Origin of the sequence: Flavobacterium sp. FlaQc-48, from assembly GCF_044007335.1 — a bacterium.
GTDB lineage: Bacteria > Bacteroidota > Bacteroidia > Flavobacteriales > Flavobacteriaceae > Flavobacterium.
The window spans coordinates 162,563-184,170 of sequence record NZ_JBIPCR010000005.1; the positions used below are offsets into that span (position 1 = coordinate 162,563).

The 21,608-nt window shown below is 32.2% G+C and carries 17 protein-coding genes and 1 tRNA gene; 12 read left to right on the forward strand and 6 right to left on the reverse strand.

What is annotated here, in order from left to right:
* The first annotated feature begins 5 nt into the window (after positions 1 to 5).
* From ACHRWY_RS10195 to ACHRWY_RS10205, 3 genes are all read left to right on the forward strand, one after another.
* Positions 6 to 4,034: an Ig-like domain-containing protein gene (locus ACHRWY_RS10195; RefSeq protein WP_395354302.1), complete on the forward strand. Its 4,029-nt coding sequence runs from the start codon at positions 6 to 8 to the stop codon at positions 4,032 to 4,034.
* Positions 4,035 to 4,164: 130 nt separating this feature from the next.
* The gene (locus ACHRWY_RS10200; RefSeq protein WP_395354304.1) at positions 4,165 to 5,559 is read left to right on the forward strand and encodes a glycosyl hydrolase family 8; all 1,395 of its coding nucleotides are present in this window, start codon (positions 4,165 to 4,167) and stop codon (positions 5,557 to 5,559) included.
* A gap of 265 nt (positions 5,560 to 5,824) precedes the next feature.
* Positions 5,825 to 6,652, forward strand: coding sequence for a T9SS type A sorting domain-containing protein (locus ACHRWY_RS10205; RefSeq protein WP_395354624.1), 828 nt, complete (start codon positions 5,825 to 5,827; stop codon positions 6,650 to 6,652).
* A gap of 105 nt (positions 6,653 to 6,757) precedes the next feature.
* On the opposite strand, the gene ACHRWY_RS10210 is transcribed toward ACHRWY_RS10205, so the two are convergent.
* Positions 6,758 to 8,881 carry a Tex family protein gene (locus tag ACHRWY_RS10210; protein WP_395354306.1) on the reverse strand — a complete coding sequence of 708 codons (2,124 nt, stop codon included), beginning with the start codon at positions 8,879 to 8,881 and terminating at the stop codon, positions 6,758 to 6,760.
* A 114-nt stretch (positions 8,882 to 8,995) separates the two neighbouring features.
* Between ACHRWY_RS10210 and ACHRWY_RS10215 the strand changes: the two genes are divergently transcribed.
* Positions 8,996 to 9,262 (forward strand): DUF1294 domain-containing protein, encoded by a 267-nt coding sequence (locus ACHRWY_RS10215; protein ID WP_395354308.1) that lies wholly within the window; start codon positions 8,996 to 8,998, stop codon positions 9,260 to 9,262.
* A 152-nt stretch (positions 9,263 to 9,414) separates the two neighbouring features.
* On the opposite strand, the gene rpiB is transcribed toward ACHRWY_RS10215, so the two are convergent.
* Positions 9,415 to 9,846 (reverse strand): ribose 5-phosphate isomerase B, encoded by a 432-nt coding sequence (rpiB, locus tag ACHRWY_RS10220; protein WP_041520454.1) that lies wholly within the window; start codon positions 9,844 to 9,846, stop codon positions 9,415 to 9,417.
* 811 nt (positions 9,847 to 10,657) lie between these two features.
* The gene (locus ACHRWY_RS10225; protein WP_395354310.1) at positions 10,658 to 10,891 is read right to left on the reverse strand and encodes a DUF2007 domain-containing protein; all 234 of its coding nucleotides are present in this window, start codon (positions 10,889 to 10,891) and stop codon (positions 10,658 to 10,660) included.
* Positions 10,892 to 11,040: 149 nt separating this feature from the next.
* Here ACHRWY_RS10225 and rnr point away from each other — a divergent pair, with 149 nt between their 5' ends.
* Genes rnr through ACHRWY_RS10240 form a run of 3 tightly spaced genes read left to right on the forward strand, consistent with a single transcriptional unit; the run spans position 11,041 to position 14,606 of the window.
* On the forward strand, positions 11,041 to 13,221 hold the full coding sequence (rnr, locus tag ACHRWY_RS10230; RefSeq protein ID WP_395354312.1) for a ribonuclease R: 2,181 nt from the start codon (positions 11,041 to 11,043) through the stop codon (positions 13,219 to 13,221).
* 24 nt (positions 13,222 to 13,245) lie between these two features.
* The gene (locus ACHRWY_RS10235) at positions 13,246 to 13,914 is read left to right on the forward strand and encodes a head GIN domain-containing protein (protein ID WP_395354314.1); all 669 of its coding nucleotides are present in this window, start codon (positions 13,246 to 13,248) and stop codon (positions 13,912 to 13,914) included.
* A gap of 14 nt (positions 13,915 to 13,928) precedes the next feature.
* The gene (locus ACHRWY_RS10240; protein WP_395354316.1) at positions 13,929 to 14,606 is read left to right on the forward strand and encodes a LysE family translocator; all 678 of its coding nucleotides are present in this window, start codon (positions 13,929 to 13,931) and stop codon (positions 14,604 to 14,606) included.
* Between the two features lie 199 nt (positions 14,607 to 14,805).
* Here the strand turns inward: ACHRWY_RS10240 and ACHRWY_RS10245 are convergent.
* A tRNA-Cys gene (locus ACHRWY_RS10245) sits at positions 14,806 to 14,876 on the reverse strand.
* A 93-nt stretch (positions 14,877 to 14,969) separates the two neighbouring features.
* Positions 14,970 to 15,329 (reverse strand): dihydroneopterin aldolase, encoded by a 360-nt coding sequence (folB, locus tag ACHRWY_RS10250; RefSeq protein ID WP_395354318.1) that lies wholly within the window; start codon positions 15,327 to 15,329, stop codon positions 14,970 to 14,972.
* A gap of 107 nt (positions 15,330 to 15,436) precedes the next feature.
* Between folB and ACHRWY_RS10255 the strand changes: the two genes are divergently transcribed.
* The 5 genes from ACHRWY_RS10255 to ACHRWY_RS10275 all read left to right on the forward strand — a co-directional run bounded on the left by ACHRWY_RS10255 (position 15,437) and on the right by ACHRWY_RS10275 (position 20,412).
* Entirely contained in the window at positions 15,437 to 17,554 is a 2,118-nt protein-coding gene (locus tag ACHRWY_RS10255) for a glutamine--tRNA ligase/YqeY domain fusion protein (RefSeq protein WP_395354319.1), read from the forward strand.
* A 1,225-nt stretch (positions 17,555 to 18,779) separates the two neighbouring features.
* A complete protein-coding gene (locus tag ACHRWY_RS10260; protein ID WP_395354321.1) occupies positions 18,780 to 19,259 on the forward strand; it encodes a hypothetical protein in 480 nt (159 codons plus the stop codon).
* Between the two features lie 91 nt (positions 19,260 to 19,350).
* On the forward strand, positions 19,351 to 19,677 hold the full coding sequence (locus ACHRWY_RS10265) for a YtxH domain-containing protein (protein ID WP_395354323.1): 327 nt from the start codon (positions 19,351 to 19,353) through the stop codon (positions 19,675 to 19,677).
* A gap of 127 nt (positions 19,678 to 19,804) precedes the next feature.
* Positions 19,805 to 20,155 (forward strand): competence protein, encoded by a 351-nt coding sequence (locus tag ACHRWY_RS10270; RefSeq protein ID WP_395354325.1) that lies wholly within the window; start codon positions 19,805 to 19,807, stop codon positions 20,153 to 20,155.
* Positions 20,156 to 20,157: 2 nt separating this feature from the next.
* Positions 20,158 to 20,412, forward strand: coding sequence for a DUF6327 family protein (locus ACHRWY_RS10275; protein ID WP_395354327.1), 255 nt, complete (start codon positions 20,158 to 20,160; stop codon positions 20,410 to 20,412).
* A gap of 20 nt (positions 20,413 to 20,432) precedes the next feature.
* Here ACHRWY_RS10275 and ACHRWY_RS10280 read toward each other — a convergent pair whose 3' ends face one another.
* Complete coding sequence (locus tag ACHRWY_RS10280) at positions 20,433 to 21,413, reverse strand: SPFH domain-containing protein (RefSeq protein ID WP_395354329.1); 981 nt, start codon at positions 21,411 to 21,413, stop codon at positions 20,433 to 20,435.
* Positions 21,414 to 21,608 lie beyond the last annotated feature (195 nt).

Genomic DNA, 21,608 nt, shown 5'->3' on the forward strand with positions numbered 1-21,608 from the left:
AAAAAATGAAAAAAAATAAACTCTTAATTGTTATAATACTACTGGGATTCCTATCATTCGGAATGTCATATAGTAGTCTTATCAAGGAAAATTTTGTTGCTCCATTAGTGAAAAAACTGGCAGAACCAGAAAAAAAATCCGGCAATGAAATATCTTCTGATAAAGTAACTGAAAATAAAAACAACTCCTTTCCGGCTAAAGAAAAATCAATTGAGAACACTACTGCAGTAGCAGCAACTATTGGTCTTACAAATGCGGTTGCTGTAAATGGCGGAGGAAATGCTCTACCGGGATCCCAGCTTGATTTTACTCTTACTCTGAGTAATACAGGGATTGATGATGCTACAGGAACGACTTTTCAGGATATTTTAGACTCAAATTTAACATTAGTACCGGGCTCTCTTAAAGCAACTCCTATTGCTGTAAATGATTCCTATAATTGTATAGGAAATGTTGGAATTACTTTAAATGTGGCTCAGGGTATTTTAGCAAATGATGTTAGTCCTGACGGGACTACATTAACCGCAGTAGTATTAGCAAATGCAACTCACGGAACTGTATCCTTATCGACAAATGGCTCCTTTACATATAATCCTAATCCGGGTTATTTTGGTACTGATAGTTTTACTTATACGCTAACAAGCGGGAGTGGAAAAACAAGTACGGGAATTGCAAATATTACAGTATCAGCACCCATATTTTTTGTTAATAGCGCTGCAGCCACAAACGGAAACGGTACTTTGGCATCACCATTTAAAACAGTTGATAATGTTACCGGTGCCGGCTCAAATCCAATTTTTATTTATACCGGTACAGGAAGCAGCGGTACTAATTTAACTTTATCGGCAAATCAAAAATTGATTGGTCAGGGAGCTACAGCCAGCCTGATATCCATATTAAATATTACAGTACCAACATACAGTAATGTTTTACCTTCTACTGGTGGTACTAATCCAACTTTTTCTGTTTTAAATATTAACAGCAACAATGATATTGAAGGTATTAATCTTTCCGGTACAAATGCAACTATTGCAGGATCAAATGTTGGGGCTTTAAAGGTAAGGGACGTCTCTATAAGTGGTGGAACTGCTGTTGCAGTAAACATTGCTTCCGGTGGTATATTAGATTGTATCTTTAAAAGTATTTCTGCAAACGGAGCTCCTAAAGGAATATCTGTAAATAGTTCCCTTGGTAGTTTTCAGGTTACCGGAACAGGTACAACAGCAGGGTCGGGCGGTACAATTCAAAACATAACGAATAGAGGTGCAGAATTTATTTCCTGTACTAACATTTCCCTAAAAAACATAAATTTTACCAATTCAACAACCTCAGCAGGAGTTTGTTCTTCCCCTGCAGTTGATAATTCTTCATGTAATGGTGCCATACATCTAAAAACGGTTACGGGCGTGACATTAGATAATATTTCAATAACCGGTACTAACAATGCTGTAGGTATTAATATTAATAATGTAAACAATTTTACATTAAGCAATAGTACTTTGACAAATTGTGGCAGCAATACTACAGGTTCTGATGTTGGTGGTATATATGCTTTAAATTTGGGAGGTACAAGTTCTATAACCAATACAAATATTAATGATTCCTGGGGTCGTGGTTTTTATGCCTATAATGGTATATTGTCTCAAAATCCAACACTAAACATGACCATAACCGGTTGTCAATTTAAAAATTCATTTAATAAAGCAAATGGTGGCAGTAATTTTATTTTTCAGGGCTACGGAAGTTCCTCTACTACCTTAACTTTAAAGGGAAATGATTTTTCTAACGCTAAAGAATATGGGTTACAACTAAATTTTGGCGGTACATCTATAAATACAATACAAGTTGGAGGAAACATCCTCACTGAAGGAAATACCATAAATGCTGCTGCTGTAAGCCCTGGTAGTAATGGGTTCTCCTTACAGGCTATTTCAGCAGCAACAGTGAATTATAATGTAATAAACAATACTATTAAATCAAGTTTCAACGCCGCTTTTACCTGTAATATTGGAAACCAGGGAACCGGAACAATGAAAGGAAGGATAAATTCTAATATTATTGATGGAGCAGGAATTGGTTCTTCCTGTAATGGTATATCTGTTGCCGCTTATGAAAAAACAAAACATATTACAGAAATAAAAAATAATACGATTACCAATGTTAGTACCTACGGTATTGTTTCTGAGTCTAATGATAATAATATTGCGAATGGTAATGCCCGAATGGATGCTACGATCCAAAACAATACAATTAATTTAGTGACTAATGGATATGCACATCTTGCCGTAATTTCTGTTGGTAATTTTCCCACAAGTACTTTAATAAGTGCTGCTAACATTAGTAGTAACACGACAAATAGTCCGGTAACAGGTCTCGGAGCAGCTACTTTTGATGTTTTAGCACAAGGGACAAACAGCCAGGTTATTTTACAAGGTCCAACTTCAACATATGTAAATGGATCCGGTGATAGAACTGCAGCACTTACTACCTATTGGAATGGTAATAATACGGCAGGATCAAGAACAGCTATAGACGAGCAAGGAGGAGGTACAATAGTTTCAGGAACTGTTTTGACTCCTGACAATGCATTAGCTTCAAAAATGGCAACACCTAAAAATAGTGAAGAAACTCCATTAATAACAGAAGCAGCACCAAACAGTAATAATCTTACGAATAAACCTGCTGTTGAAAATAGTACTGCAAAAAAAGCATCCGGAGAAACCATTTCGGCTGGGCCGTTTACTTTACCAGCAGGGAAAAGCACAGTAATAACTTTTAGTGCAACAATTAATGCAGCTGTTGCATTACCTGCTAATACTTGTGCTGTAACCAATCAGGCATCAGTAAGTGGTTCTAATTTTACAACCGTTAACTCTAATATTACCACAACATCGATAAAACCTGCAAATGCTACAGTTACTACTGATACACAGAATATTTCTTGTTTAGGCAGTACAACTGTAACTCTAAATGCAACTTGCCCATTAGCGACAACAGCTACCTGGTATACTTCGTTAACTGGAGGTACTAGTTTTGCAACAGGATCATCCGTAACTGCAACACCTACAGTTAATAATACTACGTATTGTGTGGCTTGTGAAACAGCATATTGTGCAAGTGACAGATTACTGGTAAAAACAGTTACGGGTACTCCATCAACTTCATCTACTCAAACGGAGTCAGTGTGTGGAACTTATACATGGCCTGAAGATGGAAATACTTACACTACTTCAGGAACATACACTCATACGGTAGGATGTGATACTAAAACTTTAAATTTAACGATAACGCCATCAACTTCGTCTACTCAAAATGTATCGGTTTGTAATACTTATACCTGGGCTGAAGATGGAAACACTTACACGACTTCAGGAACGTATACCCATACTGTAGGTTGTGATACCAAAACTTTAAATTTAACGATAACGCCATCAACTTCGTCTACTCAAAATGTATCGGTTTGTGACACTTATACCTGGACTGAAGATGGAAACACTTACACGACTTCAGGAACGTATACCCATACTGTAGGATGTGATACCAAAACTTTAAATCTTACCATAAATAATTCATCAACAATTGACAATACTGTAAGCTTAAATTCCGGTTTATTGACATCAAACCATCTGGGTGCTACTTATCAATGGTATAAATGTCCAAATACATTACTGACCAACGAAATAAATCAATCTTATACCCCTTTGACTGTAGGTGATTATAAAGTAGAAATTACTGTTGGTAATTGTACTGTAACTTCTAATTGTATCACTGTTAGTAGTCTGGCTGTAGAGCAATTTAATCAAAATGAATTTAAAATTTATCCTAATCCAAGCAAAGGAACAATAAATATCGTTACTTCATATGAAGGAAATTATGTTATTATTGACCAATCCGGGAAACAGATAAAATCAGTAAACCTTGATGAAAATGTAGTCAATACTATACATCTGGAAAATGTCTCTGATGGAATTTATATTATCAAAAGCATAAGCGACAGTAAAATAAAAGCCCAGAAATTTTTCATAAAAAAATAAGGTTTTTGTAAATATATTTTTTTACAATAAACATTTCAAAATCCAAATTACAATTGATAATTGTAATTTGGATTTTTTTTATATCTAAAAAATCTTACTTTTAGAGTCCCTAAATCAAATAACAATAATTATGAAAAACCTACTTCTGATTACTGTTGCTTTTTTGTGCCTCAAAAGTTATGCACAAAAGCAACCCTTTCCCGCCAATGTGGCATTTACAAATGGTTTAATGGCTTCAAACAAAAATAGCCTTGATGCCCAAAATAATTACAATATCTGGAAAACCAATTTTGTTGAAGCCTGTTCTAATGGCCGATACCGAATAAAATTTGACAATCCTTCTGAAACAGTTTCTGAAGGAATTGGTTACGGAATGCTACTTGCCGTTTATAGTGCTGATAAAACGCTGTTCGATGGTCTTTGGTTATACTACAAAGGCAATGTAAATTCTAATGGCGTTATGAACTGGAAAATCAATGGCTGTTCCGGAGTTAATGGTCCAAATGGTGCAACCGATGCTGAACTTGACGCTGCTTTTGCTCTTATTGTAGCCGATTATCAATGGACAAGCGCCGGAACCATCAATTATAAAAATGACGCCAAAACTCTAATTGCTGCTATAAAAACTCATGAAATAGAAGCCAGTACTTTTGTACTAAAACCGGGAGATCAATTTGGCGGAAGTGATATTACCAACCCTTCTTATTTTTCTCCGGCGTATTACAGGGCTTTTGGAACTTTTACTAATGATACTTCATTTTGGAATTCGGTTGCTGCAAAATCATATACAGTAATCAATAATAACTTAACAGTAAACAATGCTGTTGGCGGATTAGTTTCTGACTGGTGCGAAGCTTCTGGCGCTTATTCATCTCAAGCCGGTGGTTATAATAATGGTGGAAAAACATATACTTACGATGCTGCAAGAACGCCATGGCGTATTGCCGTTGACTATGTATGGTACGGAAGTGCAGATGCAAAAACATATTCAAAAAAATCATCAGATTTTGTTCGTGTAACGCTGGGAGGATCATCAAATATTAAAGATGGTTATAATCAAAATGGTTCTTTAATCGGACAATGGCACAATGCTACTTTTGTTGGAGCTTTTGCCTGTGCTGCGATGGCGGGCGAAAATCAGACGCATTTAGATGCTTCTTATACCGATTTAAAAAATTTAAACGAACCCAACAGTTATTTCAATCATACTTTAAAAACATTGTATTCGTTTTTATTAACGGGTAATTTCTACCTCCCCCCAACCGCCACTTTATCTACTGGCGATTTTGATATAGAAAAGTCTACTGTTACTTTATATCCAAACCCTAGTAGTGATAAATTTACTGTCTTTGCTCCCGAAAATTCGGTGATTTTGGTGATTTCTCCACAAGGAAAAATAATTTCGGAACAAAGATCAACTACTGAAAACACAGAGATTAATCTAGCTAATTATTCCTCTGGTTTGTATTTGATAAAAATTACAAATGAGAATAAAAGTGTTACGAAAAAAGTGATTTTAAAATAATTTACAAATAGAATAGAAAATCCCAAATTACGATTGTAGTTTGGGATTTTTTGTTTGAAATTAAAATGAAAAATTACTGCATTTTTATATTTTTAAGATTAAAAATAAAATATTTTATATTTGATAAAAATTACCCTATGAAAAAAAATTACTCTTTTTACTTTTAATCATTCAGCCTTTATTATTATTCCCTCAAAATTCTGCAGATATTGAAAAATCTTTTGGATCTTATCCTGGCTTTTCTGATTCTGTATAGGCCGTTGTAATACAACCTGATGGCAAAATAATAATTGGAGGTAATTTTACATCCTATCAAGGTAACGTACAAAGAAATTTGATTCGATTGAATAGCGATGGAAGTAAAGACAAATCTTTTGAAATCAAAAGTAGATTTAATGGTGAAATCAGAACTATCGTTCTTCAACCAGATGGAAAAATAATAGCCGGAGGTTCATTTTATATATTTCAAGGATATGGATCTCCCCGTGTAATACGATTAAATACTGATGGAAGTGACGACCATAGCTTCGATATTGGATCAGGAGGTTTATTAGTTGGATTTAATGATGCCGTTTCATCTATCATTCTCCAACCCAATGGGCAAATAGTAGTAGGAGGTAATTTTACTAAATTTCAGAATATTGAACAATCCTTTTTAATTAGATTAAATTCTAATGGAACAAAAGATTCTACATTTGACATTCAACCAGGATTTAATAATAATATTACAGCTATTTATCAACAGTCTGATAATAAAATATTAGTAGGTGGTTTTTTTAATAATTACAAAGCTACTCCTTCTTCTTTTTTAATTCGTATAAAAGGAACCGAAACAAATTTATCTAACGAAGATTTTAGCACAGAAAAAAGTATGTTTTCGATATGGCCAAATCCAGCAAAAAATACATTAAACATACACTCTTTAAATGAAAATAATTACTCCGTAAAAATTTATGATTTGTCTGGAAAACTAATTTATTCTAAAGAAAATCTAAGCAACTCTATAGATGTAAGTTCATTTACTTCTGGTATGTACTTAATTAAAATAAAAGCCGAAAATGGAGAAACCTCCCAAAAATTTATAAAAATTTAATTCTTCAAATTGATAAAACTAAAAACTCCCAAATTCCAATTGGAATTTGGGAGTTTTTAGTTTTAAAATTCCTGGACAATTGGAATTTAGAATATTGGCATTTTTCTAAAGTACCATCGTCAGCTGAATCCTTTTTCTATCTTCATCAACCTCAGTAACCTTAACATCAACATGTTGGTGAAGCTTAACCACTTCATTCACGTCACTTACAAAACCGGCTTTTAACTGCGAAATGTGAACCAATCCGCTTTCTTTGATTCCGATATCGACAAAACAGCCAAAATTGGTAATGTTATTCACAATCCCTGGCAAAATCATTCCGGTTCTCAAATCTTTAATAGATTTTACGTTGGCATCAAATTCAAAAACCTTAGCTGACTTTCTAGGGTCTAATCCGGGCTTTTCAAGCTCTTTTATGATATCTTTTAGGGTTAGTAAACCTATTTCAGGTGTAATGTAGTTTTCGGCCTTAATTAAGGCTGTTTTCTCTTTGTTGGCAATTAGGTCGTTTACTGATAATTTCAAATCTTTCGCCATTTTCTCCACAACCGGATAAGCCTCGGGATGCACTGCCGAATTATCCAGCGGATTTTTAGCATTCGAAATTCTAATAAAAGCAGCTCCTTGCTGATAGGCTTTATCGCCCAGTCGAGGCACTTTTTTTAACTGTTTTCGATCCTCAAACGGACCGTTTTCAGAACGATATTGCACGATGTTTTCGGCAAGCTTCTCTCCTATTCCACTCACATAACTTAATAAATGTTTACTGGCCGTATTGATATTGATTCCAACCGAGTTCACACAACGAATTACGGTATTATCTAATTCTTCTTTTAATTTGGTTTGATCCACATCATGTTGATATTGCCCTACTCCAATTGCTTTTGGATCAATTTTAACCAACTCGGCCAAAGGATCTGAAAGTCTTCGCCCGATAGAAACCGATCCGCGAACCGTAACATCGTAATTCGGGAATTCCTCTCTCGCAATTTTTGAAGCTGAATAAACAGAAGCGCCGGCCTCAGAAACAATAAAAACCTGCAGCGGTTTGTCAAACGCGATTTTTTTGATGAAAAATTCGGTTTCTCTTGAAGCCGTTCCATTACCAATAGAAATAGCATCAATCTGGTACGCATTGACCATCGAACGGATTTTCTTAATCGCCATTGCTTCCTCGTTTTGAGGCGCGTGCGGATAAATCGTTTCGTTGTATAATAAATCGCCTTTTTCGTCCAGGCAAACTACTTTACAACCGCTTCTAAATCCCGGATCAATTGCCAGAATACGTTTTTCGCCCAAAGGCGGTGCTAATAATAACTGACCTAAATTGTTCGCAAAAACCTGAATCGAATTAGCATCCGCTTTGGCTTTAGCTTCCTGCAAAGTTTCATTTCCAATTGCCGGATTCAGTAATCGTTTATAGCTATCTTCAATCGCCAGTTGCAAATGCGCTGTGGTACTATTTTGTTTTTTAATGATGATTTCATCAATAACATCATACGCTTCATCGATATCAACATCTACTTTCATTTTGACAAAACCTTCGTTTTCTGCACGAAGCATCGCTAATAAACGGTGTGAAGGCGCTTTGGTCAACGGTTCTTCCCAATCAAAATACTGACTGAATTTTTGGGCTCCTTCTTCTTCGCTTTTCTTTTTTACCACTTTAGTCCCAATGGTTGCTTTACGCTGAAACAGTCTTCGTAGCTGTTTACGAACATAAATATTCTCGTTAATCCATTCGGCCACAATATCTCTTGCACCTTGCATCGCGGCTTCTTCATTTATAACATTTTCATTTAAATATTGTGTCGAAATAAAATCGATATCAACATCATTTTCAGACATGATAATTTTTGCCAACGGTTCTAAACCAAATTCGCGTGCCACATCTGCCTTTGTTTTTTTCTTTTTTTTGTATGGAAGATAAAAATCTTCTATTTCTTGTAAATCAAAACTTTGCTCAATTTTCTGTTTCAATTCCGGTGTAAGCGATTTTTGTTCTTCGATCGATTTTAAAACGGCTTCTTTACGTTTTACAATTGTTTCATACTCTTTTTGAAGTTTCGCAATTTGCTCAATCTGCACTTCATCAAGATTTCCGGTTGTATCTTTTCGGTAACGGGAAATAAACGGAATTGTGCAATCTTCCTCTAATAATTTTACCGTGTTTTGAATGTTAATCGCTGCTGTCTGAACAGTCTTGGCAATGAATTGAATATTAGTCATACTTTTAATGAAATAATTTCTTGATTACAAAATGAAAGAATCTGCCTCTTAAACCTTGGACAGATTCATCAATCACCCGGCTAAAATAATATCTTTGTTTTTAATTTTAAGCCAATGGAAGTTTTATTACTGTATTTTTTATTTGTAAATATCATCGTTTTTGTTCTGGCCGGATATGATAAATATCAAGCAAAAAAAAATAAACGGCGAATTCCTGAAAATCAACTTTTTTCGATGGCACTTTTAGGTGGTTCCATTGGTTTGTTATTAGCAATGTTATTGTTTAAACATAAAACGAGCAAATCTTCTTTTATTGTGAAGTTCTGTGGCATTTTATTTATTCAAATTATAATCCTCTTTACTATCTATAAAGATAGATAGTAAATATATTTTTTGTTAATAACTCAAAAAATGTCTTTTAAAAAAATTTCAATAGTTTGAAATTCAGTTAATTAAATAAAAAACCGGATGAATCTTAAAATTCGCCCGGTGTGTTTATTTTTTGGTGCGCAGCACCCGATTTTTTTGACGTTTTATTGACAAGCAATTTTATTTACCCTGTTTTGGTGTCTTCCTCCTTCAAATGCAGTTGTTAAAAATGTTTCAACAATTTCTACTGCCTGTGGGATCGATGTAAAACGTGCCGGGATACTCACAATATTTGCATCGTTATGTAAACGTGTTAAATAGGCAATTTCTTTAGTCCAGCATAAACCAGCTCTTACTTTAGGGTGTTTATTAACAGTCATGGCAATTCCGTTTCCGCTTCCGCAGATCACGATACCAAAATCAGCTTTACCTTCAGACACATCATTGGCAACCGGGTGACCATAATCAGGATAATCAACAGAATCTTCAGAATCTGTACCATAATTGGTTACTTCATATCCTTTTGCTTTTAGCATTGCCACAATTGCTTTTTTATAATCTGGTCCTGCGTGGTCGTTTCCTATCGAAATTTTCATTGTAAGTACTATTAAGTTGTGTATTGCAAATTTACTTAAAGAATTTCGAAGTAATTCTATTTGAAAAGAAAAGTTCACCAAGAATTTCACTAAGTAGCAGTAATATTTTTTCCTTTGCAATCATTAAGATGGTTTTTCAACAGTTAAATAGAAGGTATTGATTTACTGAAAATCGTATCGAAAAAAACTTATTTTACAACTGTCTCTATTTCAAAATCTTAACACTTATTAACATTATTAATAAGTATATAAGTATCTCATAATCAATAAGAAATAAACATATATTTTGTTAATTTTTTATAATGTTAATAGCAAAACCTAATTACTTGATATTCAGTTAACTTTAAGTTAACATTATTTGTTAATAAGTTGAGATAGAAAATTAGAAGTTTTTTTTGGTTGTGTCGAAAAAAAACCTAATCCAAAACCGGAATGAAATAACCTAATAAAGTTTCATGAATTTTTGGAAAAGTTATCAATATCAAAAATGCCATTTTCAACAAATATCAACAAGTGAACTTATCTACAAAATGAATCTGTTTTGGGTTGTTAACCATTGTTAATTAAAATACAAAAAGTCTTATAAATTAGACTTTTAACAAAATATAAGTATGTTGATAACTCACGATAACTAAGAGAAACTTCATTTCAATACATTTAAAAATAAATTTATAGCACATATTAACAAGCTATAATAACAACCAAAAATTAATTTAATTTAAATTTTTCTTTTTGTTGTATTTAATATATGTTGACAACTTTGAAAGTTTAAAAGAAAAATAATTTTTTGAAATTGAAAAAACAGATGAGTTTAAACAATTTTAAGTGGGTTATTAAGATTGTCCAGAATTTGCTGAACTTCATCGAAATCGTTTGGATGAACTTTGAGTTTGATTCCACCCAGTGCTGTCGTGTACATTGGCACGACAGATAAGGTCATTTCGTTCTCAAAGTAATACGGAATCTGTTCTTGCTCTAGTAAGTGCTTTAGAACGACTGTTTCGTGCTGATAATTGAATATTGCAATGGTTTTAAAGCTTTCCATAAAGGGTCTTTTTGTAAATATACGAATTACAAACGACCTTTGGAAATCAATAAATAGCTCTCTTTGAAAGTTATATTTTTAATAATTTATTTGTTAAAATCTATAATCTGATATCTTATTCGTAATTTTAACTTTTTAAGAAAAGATATATGAATAAGAAAATTAGAAAACCGATAAAAAATGAGAAAGATTTCTCAAGTAAAATAATAAAAATTTTATCGCAAAGTCCTAATAAAGCATTTAATTACAAACAGATAGGAGCAAAGCTCGAACTTGATGATACAAAAAGCAGAAACCAGATTATAAAAGATTTAAAAATTCTGGCTGCTTCAAAGAAAATTATAGAATCTGAACCTGGCAAATATTTAGTAAAAGCAGAAAGTCAGGATTATTACGAAGGAACGATTGATATGACCAGCAGAAAAACGGCGTATTTTATTTGTCCTGATTTCAGCGAAGATGTTTTTATCCCGACTAACAATTTGAATCGTGCCTTAGACAAAGACAAAGTAAAAGTTTATGTTTATAACCGAAGAAAAGGGAAAAGACCTGAAGGTGAAGTAATTGAAGTTGTAGAAAGAAATAAAACAGAGTTCGTAGGAGTAATAGACATTCAGGCCAATTTTGCTTTTGTATCTACCGCCAATCCTAAAATGTATACGGATATTTTTATTCCAAAAGATAAAATAGGAGAAGCAGAAAACGGTGATGTTGTTTTAGTTACGATTGAAGACTGGCCAAAAAGAGCTGATAGTCCGTTTGGATCTGTGATCAGAGTTCTAGGAAAACCGGGAGAACACAATACCGAGATTCATGCTATTTTGGCTGAATATGGTTTACCATCAGATTTTCCGGTAGAAGTAGAGGTGTTTGCACAAAAGATTGATACCTCAATTCAGGAATCTGAGATTGCAAAACGTCGTGATATGCGTGATACCCTTACGTTTACGATAGATCCAAAAGATGCAAAAGATTTCGATGATGCTTTGTCTTTCAAAAAGTTAGAGAACGGAAATTACGAAATTGGTATTCATATTGCCGATGTTTCGTATTATCTTGAAGAAGGAACAATCCTGGATGATGAAGCGTATCAAAGAGCAACTTCGGTTTATTTGGTCGATAGAGTAGTGCCAATGCTTCCGGAAGTTTTATCTAATTTTGCATGTTCGTTACGTCCGAATGAAGAGAAATATACCTTCTCGGCTATTTTTGAAGTTTCAGAAAATGCACAAGTTATCAACCAATGGTTTGGCAGAACAGTAATTTATTCAGATCAGCGATTTGCTTATGAAGAAGCACAATATATCATTGAAACAAAAGATAATACGATTCCGGTTGATATTTCAATCACAGGAGAATCTTATGTTGTTTCGGATGAAATTACTCAGGCGACTTTAAAATTAGATGAATTAGCTAAAATTCTAAGAAAGAAAAGAATGGCCAATGGTGCTATTTCTTTTGATAAAGTAGAAGTAAAATTTAACTTAGATGAGCAAGGAGAACCTGAGGGGGTGTATTTCAAAGTATCTAAAGATGCCAATCATCTGATCGAAGAATTTATGCTTTTAGCCAACAGAAAAGTAGCGGAATACATTGGTAAACAGAAGAAAACATTTATTTACAGGATTCATGATGAACCAAATGAAGACAAATTGATTGCGATGCAAACCGTAATTGCTAAATTTGGTTATAAAATTGATTTCCGTAACAAAGGCGATATTTCTAAGTCTTTAAATGCATTGATGGAAGAAGTAAACGGTAAAAAAGAGCAAAATCTAATTGATACTCTTGCCATTAGAAGTATGAGTAAAGCCAAGTATTCGACAGAAAACATTGGCCATTACGGTTTAGCTTTTGATTATTACAGCCATTTTACTTCGCCAATTCGTCGTTATCCGGACGTTATGGTACATCGTTTGCTGCAATATTATTTAGATAATGGCGCTTCTGTAGATGAAGAAGTTTATGAAACAAAGTGTTTACATTGTTCAAATATGGAAAGTTTAGCAACCAATGCTGAACGTGATAGTATCAAATACATGCAGGTTAAATACATGCAGGATCATCAGGATGAAGAATTCCTTGGAGTTATTTCCGGTGTTACAGAGTGGGGAATTTATGTTGAAATTGTTTCAAACAAATGTGAAGGAATGGTAAGAATCAGAGAAATCAAAGATGATTATTATACATTCGATGAAAAGCAATATGCCTTAGTTGGAGCTACTTCAAATAGTATTTTACAGCTGGGAGATGAAATATATGTAAAAGTTAAAAATGCAGATTTAGTTAAAAAACAACTGGATTTTCATTTTTTACGACGAGCAGAATAGAAGTTTAATTTAAAAAATAAAAGTATGAAAAAGTTAATTATAGGAGCTGCAATTTTATTTATTCAAATGTCTTTTGGTCAGGTTACCAAAGATATAGGTGATTTTGATTCGGTTAAAGTATTTGATAAGTTAAGTGTAAAATTGGTACAATCTTCAGAAAATAAGATTGTGATCAAAGGGGCACGTGAATCAGAAGTTGAAGTTGTTAACAAGAAAGGTTTATTAAAATTAAGAATGCCTTTTCCGAAATTATTATCCGGAAATGATTTAGATATTACTGTTTATTATAAACATTTAGAACTGATAGATGTTAATGAAGGTGCAGAAGTAACCAGTAAAGAAGCTATTAAAGCTACTGTTTTTAAAGTAAGTGCTCAGGAAGGCGGCAAAATTAATGTTGCCTTGGATGTTGATAAACTTAATGTAAGTTCAGTTTCAGGTGGCGAAATCACATTATCTGGTAAAGCTTCTAACCAGGATGCAAGTCTTGGAGCAGGCGGATATCTTCTGGCAAGTAAATTAGCCACGTCTCAGACTAAAGTAAGCGTTTCTGCGGGAGGAAAAGCAGATGTGAATGCTTCTACCCTTGTAGATGCAAAAGTAAGCGCAGGAGGCTCTATTTACATTTATGGAAAACCGAAACAAATTAATCAAAAAACGGTTTTTGGAGGTAAAATAGAAGAGGTAAAATAAGAAATCGTATTTGAATGATAAATGATATTTTGGCTGGACTGCCATGGGGACTTTTTTTAAGTTTTATGGTAGGTCCGGTATTTTTTATACTACTTGAAACCAGTATTACAAAAGGATTCAGAGCTGCAATAGTTTTTGATTTTGGAGTAGTATTAGGTGATATTTTTTTTATAGCAATTGCTTATTTAGGAAGTTACAGATTAATTCAGAGTTTAAAAGATAAACCGGCACTTTTTATATTTGGAGGAATTATTATGCTCGCTTATGGTATTATTTCTTTCGTGAAATTAAGAAACGAGGAAAAAATTGATGATGAAGAAATAGATCGCGATATTATAAAAAGAAACTATGGCAGTTTGTTTATAAAAGGCTTTTTATTGAACGTTATTAACATTGGCGTTTTGGGTTTTTGGTTAGCGGTGATTATTTCTGTAGGACCAAAATTAGAAATGCAAAACTCCAGAATGTTTACTTTTTTTACCTCTGTAATTATTACTTACTTATTGGTTGATTGTCTTAAAATACTATTAGCCAAACAATTAAAGTCAAAAATGACACCAACTAATATCTTAAAAATAAAAAAAGGAATTAGTATTGTTTTAATGGTTTTTGGAGTTGTGTTAATAACTCAGGGATGGTTTCCAAAAGAAAAAGAAATGGTTAAGCATGCTTTCGATAAAATTGATAAGTAGTTGTTAATAACTCAAAATTATAAAATTAAACCTCTGAATTTCAGAGGTTTTTTTTGTTCATAATGTTCATGTAGAACTTTGTCATTTTGATTTTTTTGGAGGTTTTAGAGACATCGTCCGGATTTGAACATAAATCTTTATCTAATTTTTTCTAAAAATTAACCATAAAAAAACCTCTAAATTTCTTTAGAGGTTTTAGAGGCATCGTCCGGATTCGAACCGGAGTAGGAGCTTTTGCAGAGCCCAGCCTAGCCGCTCGGCCACGACGCCGTAGTTGAACGGATGGCAAAAGTAACTAAAATCTTTAAATTTCAAAAGTTTAAAATGAAGTATTTTAAAAAAATACTTTTTTTATGGAAAGAATTACTTTTTAATTTCCGTCATTTTTATAGTAACTGATTCAACATCACCACCAATAGGAGGATTTATTTTAGAAACCCAAACTGTAGTTTTTTCTGCAGTTTCTATCTCAGCAAGTACTCTAATATTGATTCTTTTGGCTACATGCTCTAATAAATGCGAACGAATGGCCATTTCTTCAGTCACAATTTTGTTCAAATGTACATAATCAACCGTATCTGCAAGATGATCTGTGTTGGCTGATTTTTGCAAATTGGTTTTAATTTTCAGATCAACAGTGTAGTCAGATCCAATTTTTCCTTCTTCAATCATGCATCCGTGGTAGGAAAAAGTACGAATGTTTTTTAATTTTATAACTCCCATTTTCTTGTTGTTTCAAGTTTAAAGTTTCAGGTTTAACGCCAGTTAAGTAACTTTAAACCTGAAACCTGAAACCTTTTTTTTATCTTTGCTAAAATTACTATAAAATAATGGCATCAGAAGAGAAATCACTCAATTTTATTGAACAAATCATAGAAGAAGATCTTAAATCTGGTCTTTCGCAAAGCAAACTTCATTTTCGTTTTCCACCGGAACCAAATGGTTATTTACACATTGGTCATGCAAGTTCTATTGCATTAAATTTTGGTTTAGGAATTGATTATCAATCTCCTGTGAATTTACGTTTTGACGATACAAACCCTGAAAAAGAAGAACAGGAATTTGTTGACGCTATTAAAAAAGATGTAGAATGGTTAGGGTATACCTGGGCAGAAGAACGTTATGCTTCAGATTATTTTCAACAATTGTATGATTGGGCAGTTTTATTAATTAAAAAAGATAAAGCTTATGTGGATAGTCAGTCTTCTGAAGATATGGCGATTCAAAAAGGAGCTCCGTCTACAATTGGAACCGATAGTCCATACAGAAACCGTTCTGTTGAAGAAAATTTAGGTTTATTTGAAAGAATGAAAAACGGTGAATTTGAGGCTGGAACTCATATTCTTCGTGCAAAAATAGACATGAAATCAACCAATATGCTGATGCGTGATCCTATTATGTACAGGATTTTACACAAAGAACATCATAGAACAGGAGATAGTTGGAAAATCTATCCAATGTACGATTGGGCACACGGACAAAGTGATTATTTAGAAGGAATTTCACACTCATTTTGTACGCTTGAATTCCTGCCTCACCGTGAATTATACGATTGGTTTTTAGATCAGATTTTAGAAGAAAACAAACTGCGTCCAAAGCAAAGAGAATTTGCAAGACGTAATTTATCGCATACCGTTGTTAGTAAAAGAAAATTACAGCAACTGGTTAAAGAAAAGCATGTTAACGGTTGGGATGATCCCAGAATGTCAACTATTTCAGGATTAAGAAGACGTGGTTATACAGCTGCTTCATTACGTAATTTTGCTAATACAACCGGAATTGCAAAACGCGATAATTTGATCAATGTATCGGTTTTAGAGTTTTGTATTCGTGAAGATTTAAACAAAATTGCACCCCGTGTAATGGCGGTTTTAGATCCTGTAAAATTGGTAATTACCAATTATCCTGAAGGAAAAGAAGAGTGGTTGGAAGCTGAAAATAATCAGGAAGATGAAAATGCTGGTTTTAGGAAAGTACCTTTTTCGCGTGAATTATATATCGAAAGAGAAGACTTTCTTGAAGAAGCTCCGGCTAAGTTTTTCCGTTTGACTTTAGGTAAAGAAGTGCGTCTTAAAAATGCCTATATCATTAAAGGAGAAAGTGTTATAAAAGATGCTGAAGGAAATATTACAGAGATTCATGTAAGGTATGATACTGATTCTTTAAGCGGAAGCGGAACAGAAGCAAGCCAAAGAAAAGTATCCGGAACCTTACATTGGGTTTCAATTCAACATGCAATTGAGGCAGAAGTTCGTATGTATGATCGTTTGTTTACAGATGAGGCTCCGGACAGTTATAAAGACAAAAATTTCTTAGATTTTGTGAATCCAAATTCGTTAGAAATTATAAAAGGTTTTGTTGAACCAAGTTTAGCAACAGCTCAGAATGAAGATAAATTTCAGTTTCAACGTTTGGGTTATTTTACTGTTGATAAAGACTCAACTGCTTCAAAATTAGTATTTAACAAAACGGTTGGATTGAAAGATGCCTGGGAAGAAAAAGGTAAAAAAGAAGAAAACAGCATCAATAATTCTTTAAAAGACATTAATAAATATTTTAAAGTTGAAAGCAAACCGGAACGTATTGCAATTGAAAGTGCAATAGGGGAGAGTATCAAAAATGTTTCCAGTTTTTCTTTATTACAAAATTCATTGAAGAAGAATATCAACAATAACAAAGGTTCATTGTTGTTTGCTCAGTTTATTTTGAAATATTCTAATTTGAAATCAGCAGATTTTGAAGAAGAAGATATTAAAAAATTATATACGATGTCGCTTAGGAGTGAGTCAACTTATGTTCGATCTAAAGCTCTTTTAAATTTAAGAGATATAGAAGATTTAAGTTTGAGAAATCAGTTTCAAGATGATATTTTGAAGTTATATTCAAATCCACCAAAAAGTGCTTCTGAAAGAGAAATTGAAATCCTTAAGGAAATGGTAAAAATATAATATAATTATAATCTATTGAAAAGCGCTTTTTATAAGCGCTTTTTTTATTATTTATGTTTTCTATTAAAAAATAGAAAATTATAGTTTTAGTAAATTAAAAACGACCTTCATAAATTGATTTTAAGCTATTTTTTTATTTCTTTTAACTCATTAATCATCTTTCTAAAAAAGATTTAATGTGAGCTTTTATTTTGATTTTAGTGTTGATTGTACGTTGTTTTTCGCGTTGTTAACATACAATTGTTTATAAAGTTGGCGTATAATTATATTTTTCTAAGATCTTATATTTTTAAGTTTTTCATTCCGACAATTTTCAACTGTAAGTTTTTTAAAATCAATTTTTATGATAATCAAAGTATGATTTATAATTTTTTATTATAATATATTAAAACTATCATTTTTATATTTTTTATAATATTTATCAATTAAAATTAACTTTCATAAATTAATTTTAAGCTATTTTTTTTATTCTTTCAACTCATTAATCATCTTTTGAAATATAATCAAATAGAAGTCTTCATTTTAATTTTGGATTTTATTTTGCCCTATTTTATGGCTTTTTGACATAAAATTAATTGTTAAGATAAATCGATGATTATTTCAGTTGAGATTTTAAATTTTACTTTTTATCATATTTTTTTTTCAAATTGTGCTCTTTTGTATAATATATAAAAAATATTTAAATTATTTTTTTAATTGTTTTTATTTATTATTTATAAAAACTATATAATATTCTATTTTGATAGATGAATATAATTAAAATTGGCTTTCATAAATTGATTTTAAGCTATTTTTTAATTTCTTCCATGTCATTACTCATATTTTAAATTATTGTTTATTTTTAAGCTTTATTTAAGTTTTAGACCTCATTTTTCTTAGTTTAACGCGTTGTTAACATACAATTGTTTATAAAGTTGGTATTTTTATCCAAAGGTCAAATCTAAAGTGTCAAATTTCGAATTTCACTTAAGAATCGAATCTGAATTTTTCTAAAATCTAAAAATGAATAATTTTTGGTTTTAGAGTCAATTCTAAATCTGAATTCTGAAGATTGATTTTATGGTCAATTGTAATTGTGATTGTATTTTGATAATATTTCCAGCGTAAAAGTATTTTTCAGAGGGTAGTTCATAATTTAAAAATTTCATGAAATTAGTTTTATGGGTATTTGAAATTTTATCTTTCATTTTGACGGAAACAATTTTAATCCTTAAATTTTAATATTATGAAAATTCTATTTTTTACGCTATCTATTTTATTTGCAAATATGGCAATTTCTCAGACACACCAAATTATCAAACACAATGGTGAAGAACTGGATGTTAATTTTATAAAACTGGAAAATGATTTGGTTTATTATTCCTTCAACGGAAGTGCCGAAGAACATAAAATTAGCAAATATGCCGTTTCAAAAATTACCAATAAACAATCAAATCAGACTCAGAAAGTTTCGGATAAAGTTATAGTAGATTCAAAATCAGATTATAAATTCGTAACTGTTTTATCTCAGGATAAGACAATAGGTTTAAAACAAGTGGCTAATTTTTCAGGAGTCTCGACAAAGACAAAAGGTGAACCGCCAATTGCTAATAAAAACCAAACCACTATGAGAATCAAAACACAATCTGCCTCAAATGGATATCCGTTTGTGAGTATTATCGAAAAAGGAGATGGTAAATATGAGGCTGTAGCTTATGTGTATTAAATTTAGTGTTAATTTCTATTAAATTGTAATTATTCAATAATTTATAATTCAAAAAAAGTGTACCTTTAGTAATCATTAAAATTTTAATATTATGTCAAAAAATGTAAATACAGTTGCAGCAATTTTAGCTGGTGCTGCAGTAGGAGCAGCAATCGGAATTTTATTTGCTCCGGATAAAGGATCAAAAACCCGTGCTAAACTTAAAGAAGGTTTAGATGATGCTAAACATAATTTACAAGATTCACTCTCAGCAAGTTCTGAAGTTCTGCGTGAAAAATTTGCTCATGCAAAAGAAAACCTCGATGGAACTTATGGTGAATTACTTTCGAATATGAGTTATAAAACAGAAGAAGTAATCAGTTTTTTAGAATCTAAGTTAGCTGATTTAAAAACTCAGAACGCTAAACTTCAAAAATAATAATCCAGGAAGCACAAAGCTGAATGTGATTTTGATGATTGGAAAGGTTATTTTAATTTTAGAATAATCCGTATGCAATTGTTGGATCATGAGTTTTGTGCTTCTTTTTTTAATTAAAATTACAATTATGGCTTTTGAAGAATTAAAAGAAAACACCGAAAATATTCAGGACCAGGCTAAAGTTTATCTGGACAGTCATTTAGCTTACTATAAACTTTGGGGATTTAAGGTTGCCATGAAATCGACAACTTTAATTTTTAAGTTTACTTTGATTTTATTGTGTTTTAGTATGTTTATGATTTTTGGATCTTTTGCGGCAGCTTATGCTTTTGGATCTTTATTCGAAAGTACCGCACTTGGGTTTTTAACAGTAGGAGGGATCTATTTACTATTCACAATTTTACTTTTCTTCCTGAAAGATAAGGTTGTTGAAGGTCCTATATTGGAGAAATTTTCAGAAATCTTTTTTAATGATTAATTATGGAAACTAAAAAATACGCATCGTACGCAGAAATCGAAAGAGATTTAGAAATTCTTAAACTGGAGAAAGAGATTAATTATCAAAAATTAGTTTTAAGTTTTCAAAGAACCAAAGAATCTATTACGCCGCAAAGTATAGTTAGCGGAGTTTTTTCTTCTTATAAAGAATACTTCACCAACTCATATCCACGAATTTTACAATCCATTTTACCCTATATTATCAATTGGTTTATCAATAAAAAAAGAGGCAATTAAGCCTCTTTTCTTTTTGGTAATTATTTTATTTCAGGTTGAATGTCATCTTCATAACCAGATTGAGGTTCAATAGGTTTTGGTTTCTCTATTTTTTTATTGTTTTTCTTCATCATTTCGCCTACCTGATTCGATGCTGTGAATGATGCCACCATATTATTTAGCATATCGCTTCCGGCTTGTGGAGAATTTGGCAGCAAGATTAAATTCGAATTGGCATCGGCACCAATTGCTTGTAGTGTATCATAATGTTGCGTTACTACAATCAGGGCAGAAGCTTCCTGAGAATTAATTCCAACATTGTTCAAAACTTCGACACTTTCTACCAAACCTCTTGCAATCTCACGACGTTGATCTGCAATACCTTGTCCTTGTAAACGTTTACTTTCTGCCTCAGCTTTTGCTTTTGCCACGATTCTGATTCTTGAACTTTCAGCTTCAAATTCAGCAGCAGTTTTTTCTCTGTCGGCAGCGTTGATTCTGTTCATGGCATTTTTTACCTGAATGTCCGGATCAATATCGGTTACCAAAGTATTGATAATATCATATCCGTAAGTAGTCATGGCTTCGTTCAATTCTCTTTTTACTGCAATGGCGATATCATCTTTTCTTTCAAAAACATCATCCAGTTTTAGTTTAGGAACTTCGGCACGAACGACATCAAAAACATAAGCGGTAATCTGATCGTGTGGATATTCTAATTTATAAAAAGCATCGTATACTTTTTCCTGAATCACTTTAAACTGAACCGAAACTTTCATTTTGATAAAAACGTTGTCTTTGGTTTTGGTTTCGATGATAACATCTAATTGTTGAATTTTAAGATTTACACGTCCGGCCAATCTGTCAACTATCGGAATTTTTAATTGTAATCCTGAATTTCTCACGCTGTGAAATTTTCCAAATCTTTCTATAATTACCGATGATTGTTGTTTAACGGTAAAGAAGGAAGACATTAAAATAAATAATCCTAAGACTATAATGATAATAAATGCTGTACCCATGATGATATTGATTTAGTTTTTATGATCTGGTAAATTACGAATAATCTGCCAAATTCAATTTTTTTAAGCGTAAAAAAAACGCTAAGATCATTGATAAAATGATCTTAGCGTTTAATTAAAATTTAGAATTTTTCTTTTTACCATTAAGAGATTAAGAAAAATTAAGCCAAGCTTTATGAACTTAATATCTTAATG

Excerpts from the sequence above, each read along its gene's own strand:
- ACHRWY_RS10195 (WP_395354302.1), top strand. The coding sequence starts at position 6 with ATGAAAAAAAATAAACTCTTAATTGTTATAATACTACTGGGATTCCTA.
- ACHRWY_RS10200 (WP_395354304.1), top strand. The coding sequence starts at position 4,165 with ATGAAAAACCTACTTCTGATTACTGTTGCTTTTTTGTGCCTCAAAAGT.
- ACHRWY_RS10210 (WP_395354306.1), bottom strand. The coding sequence starts at position 8,881 with ATGACTAATATTCAATTCATTGCCAAGACTGTTCAGACAGCAGCGATT.
- ACHRWY_RS10215 (WP_395354308.1), top strand. The coding sequence starts at position 8,996 with ATGGAAGTTTTATTACTGTATTTTTTATTTGTAAATATCATCGTTTTT.
- rpiB (WP_041520454.1), bottom strand. The coding sequence starts at position 9,846 with ATGAAAATTTCGATAGGAAACGACCACGCAGGACCAGATTATAAAAAA.
- ACHRWY_RS10225 (WP_395354310.1), bottom strand. The coding sequence starts at position 10,891 with ATGGAAAGCTTTAAAACCATTGCAATATTCAATTATCAGCACGAAACA.
- rnr (WP_395354312.1), top strand. The coding sequence starts at position 11,041 with ATGAATAAGAAAATTAGAAAACCGATAAAAAATGAGAAAGATTTCTCA.
- ACHRWY_RS10235 (WP_395354314.1), top strand. The coding sequence starts at position 13,246 with ATGAAAAAGTTAATTATAGGAGCTGCAATTTTATTTATTCAAATGTCT.
- ACHRWY_RS10240 (WP_395354316.1), top strand. The coding sequence starts at position 13,929 with ATGATAAATGATATTTTGGCTGGACTGCCATGGGGACTTTTTTTAAGT.
- folB (WP_395354318.1), bottom strand. The coding sequence starts at position 15,329 with ATGGGAGTTATAAAATTAAAAAACATTCGTACTTTTTCCTACCACGGA.
- ACHRWY_RS10255 (WP_395354319.1), top strand. The coding sequence starts at position 15,437 with ATGGCATCAGAAGAGAAATCACTCAATTTTATTGAACAAATCATAGAA.
- ACHRWY_RS10260 (WP_395354321.1), top strand. The coding sequence starts at position 18,780 with ATGAAAATTCTATTTTTTACGCTATCTATTTTATTTGCAAATATGGCA.
- ACHRWY_RS10265 (WP_395354323.1), top strand. The coding sequence starts at position 19,351 with ATGTCAAAAAATGTAAATACAGTTGCAGCAATTTTAGCTGGTGCTGCA.
- ACHRWY_RS10270 (WP_395354325.1), top strand. The coding sequence starts at position 19,805 with ATGGCTTTTGAAGAATTAAAAGAAAACACCGAAAATATTCAGGACCAG.
- ACHRWY_RS10275 (WP_395354327.1), top strand. The coding sequence starts at position 20,158 with ATGGAAACTAAAAAATACGCATCGTACGCAGAAATCGAAAGAGATTTA.
- ACHRWY_RS10280 (WP_395354329.1), bottom strand. The coding sequence starts at position 21,413 with ATGGGTACAGCATTTATTATCATTATAGTCTTAGGATTATTTATTTTA.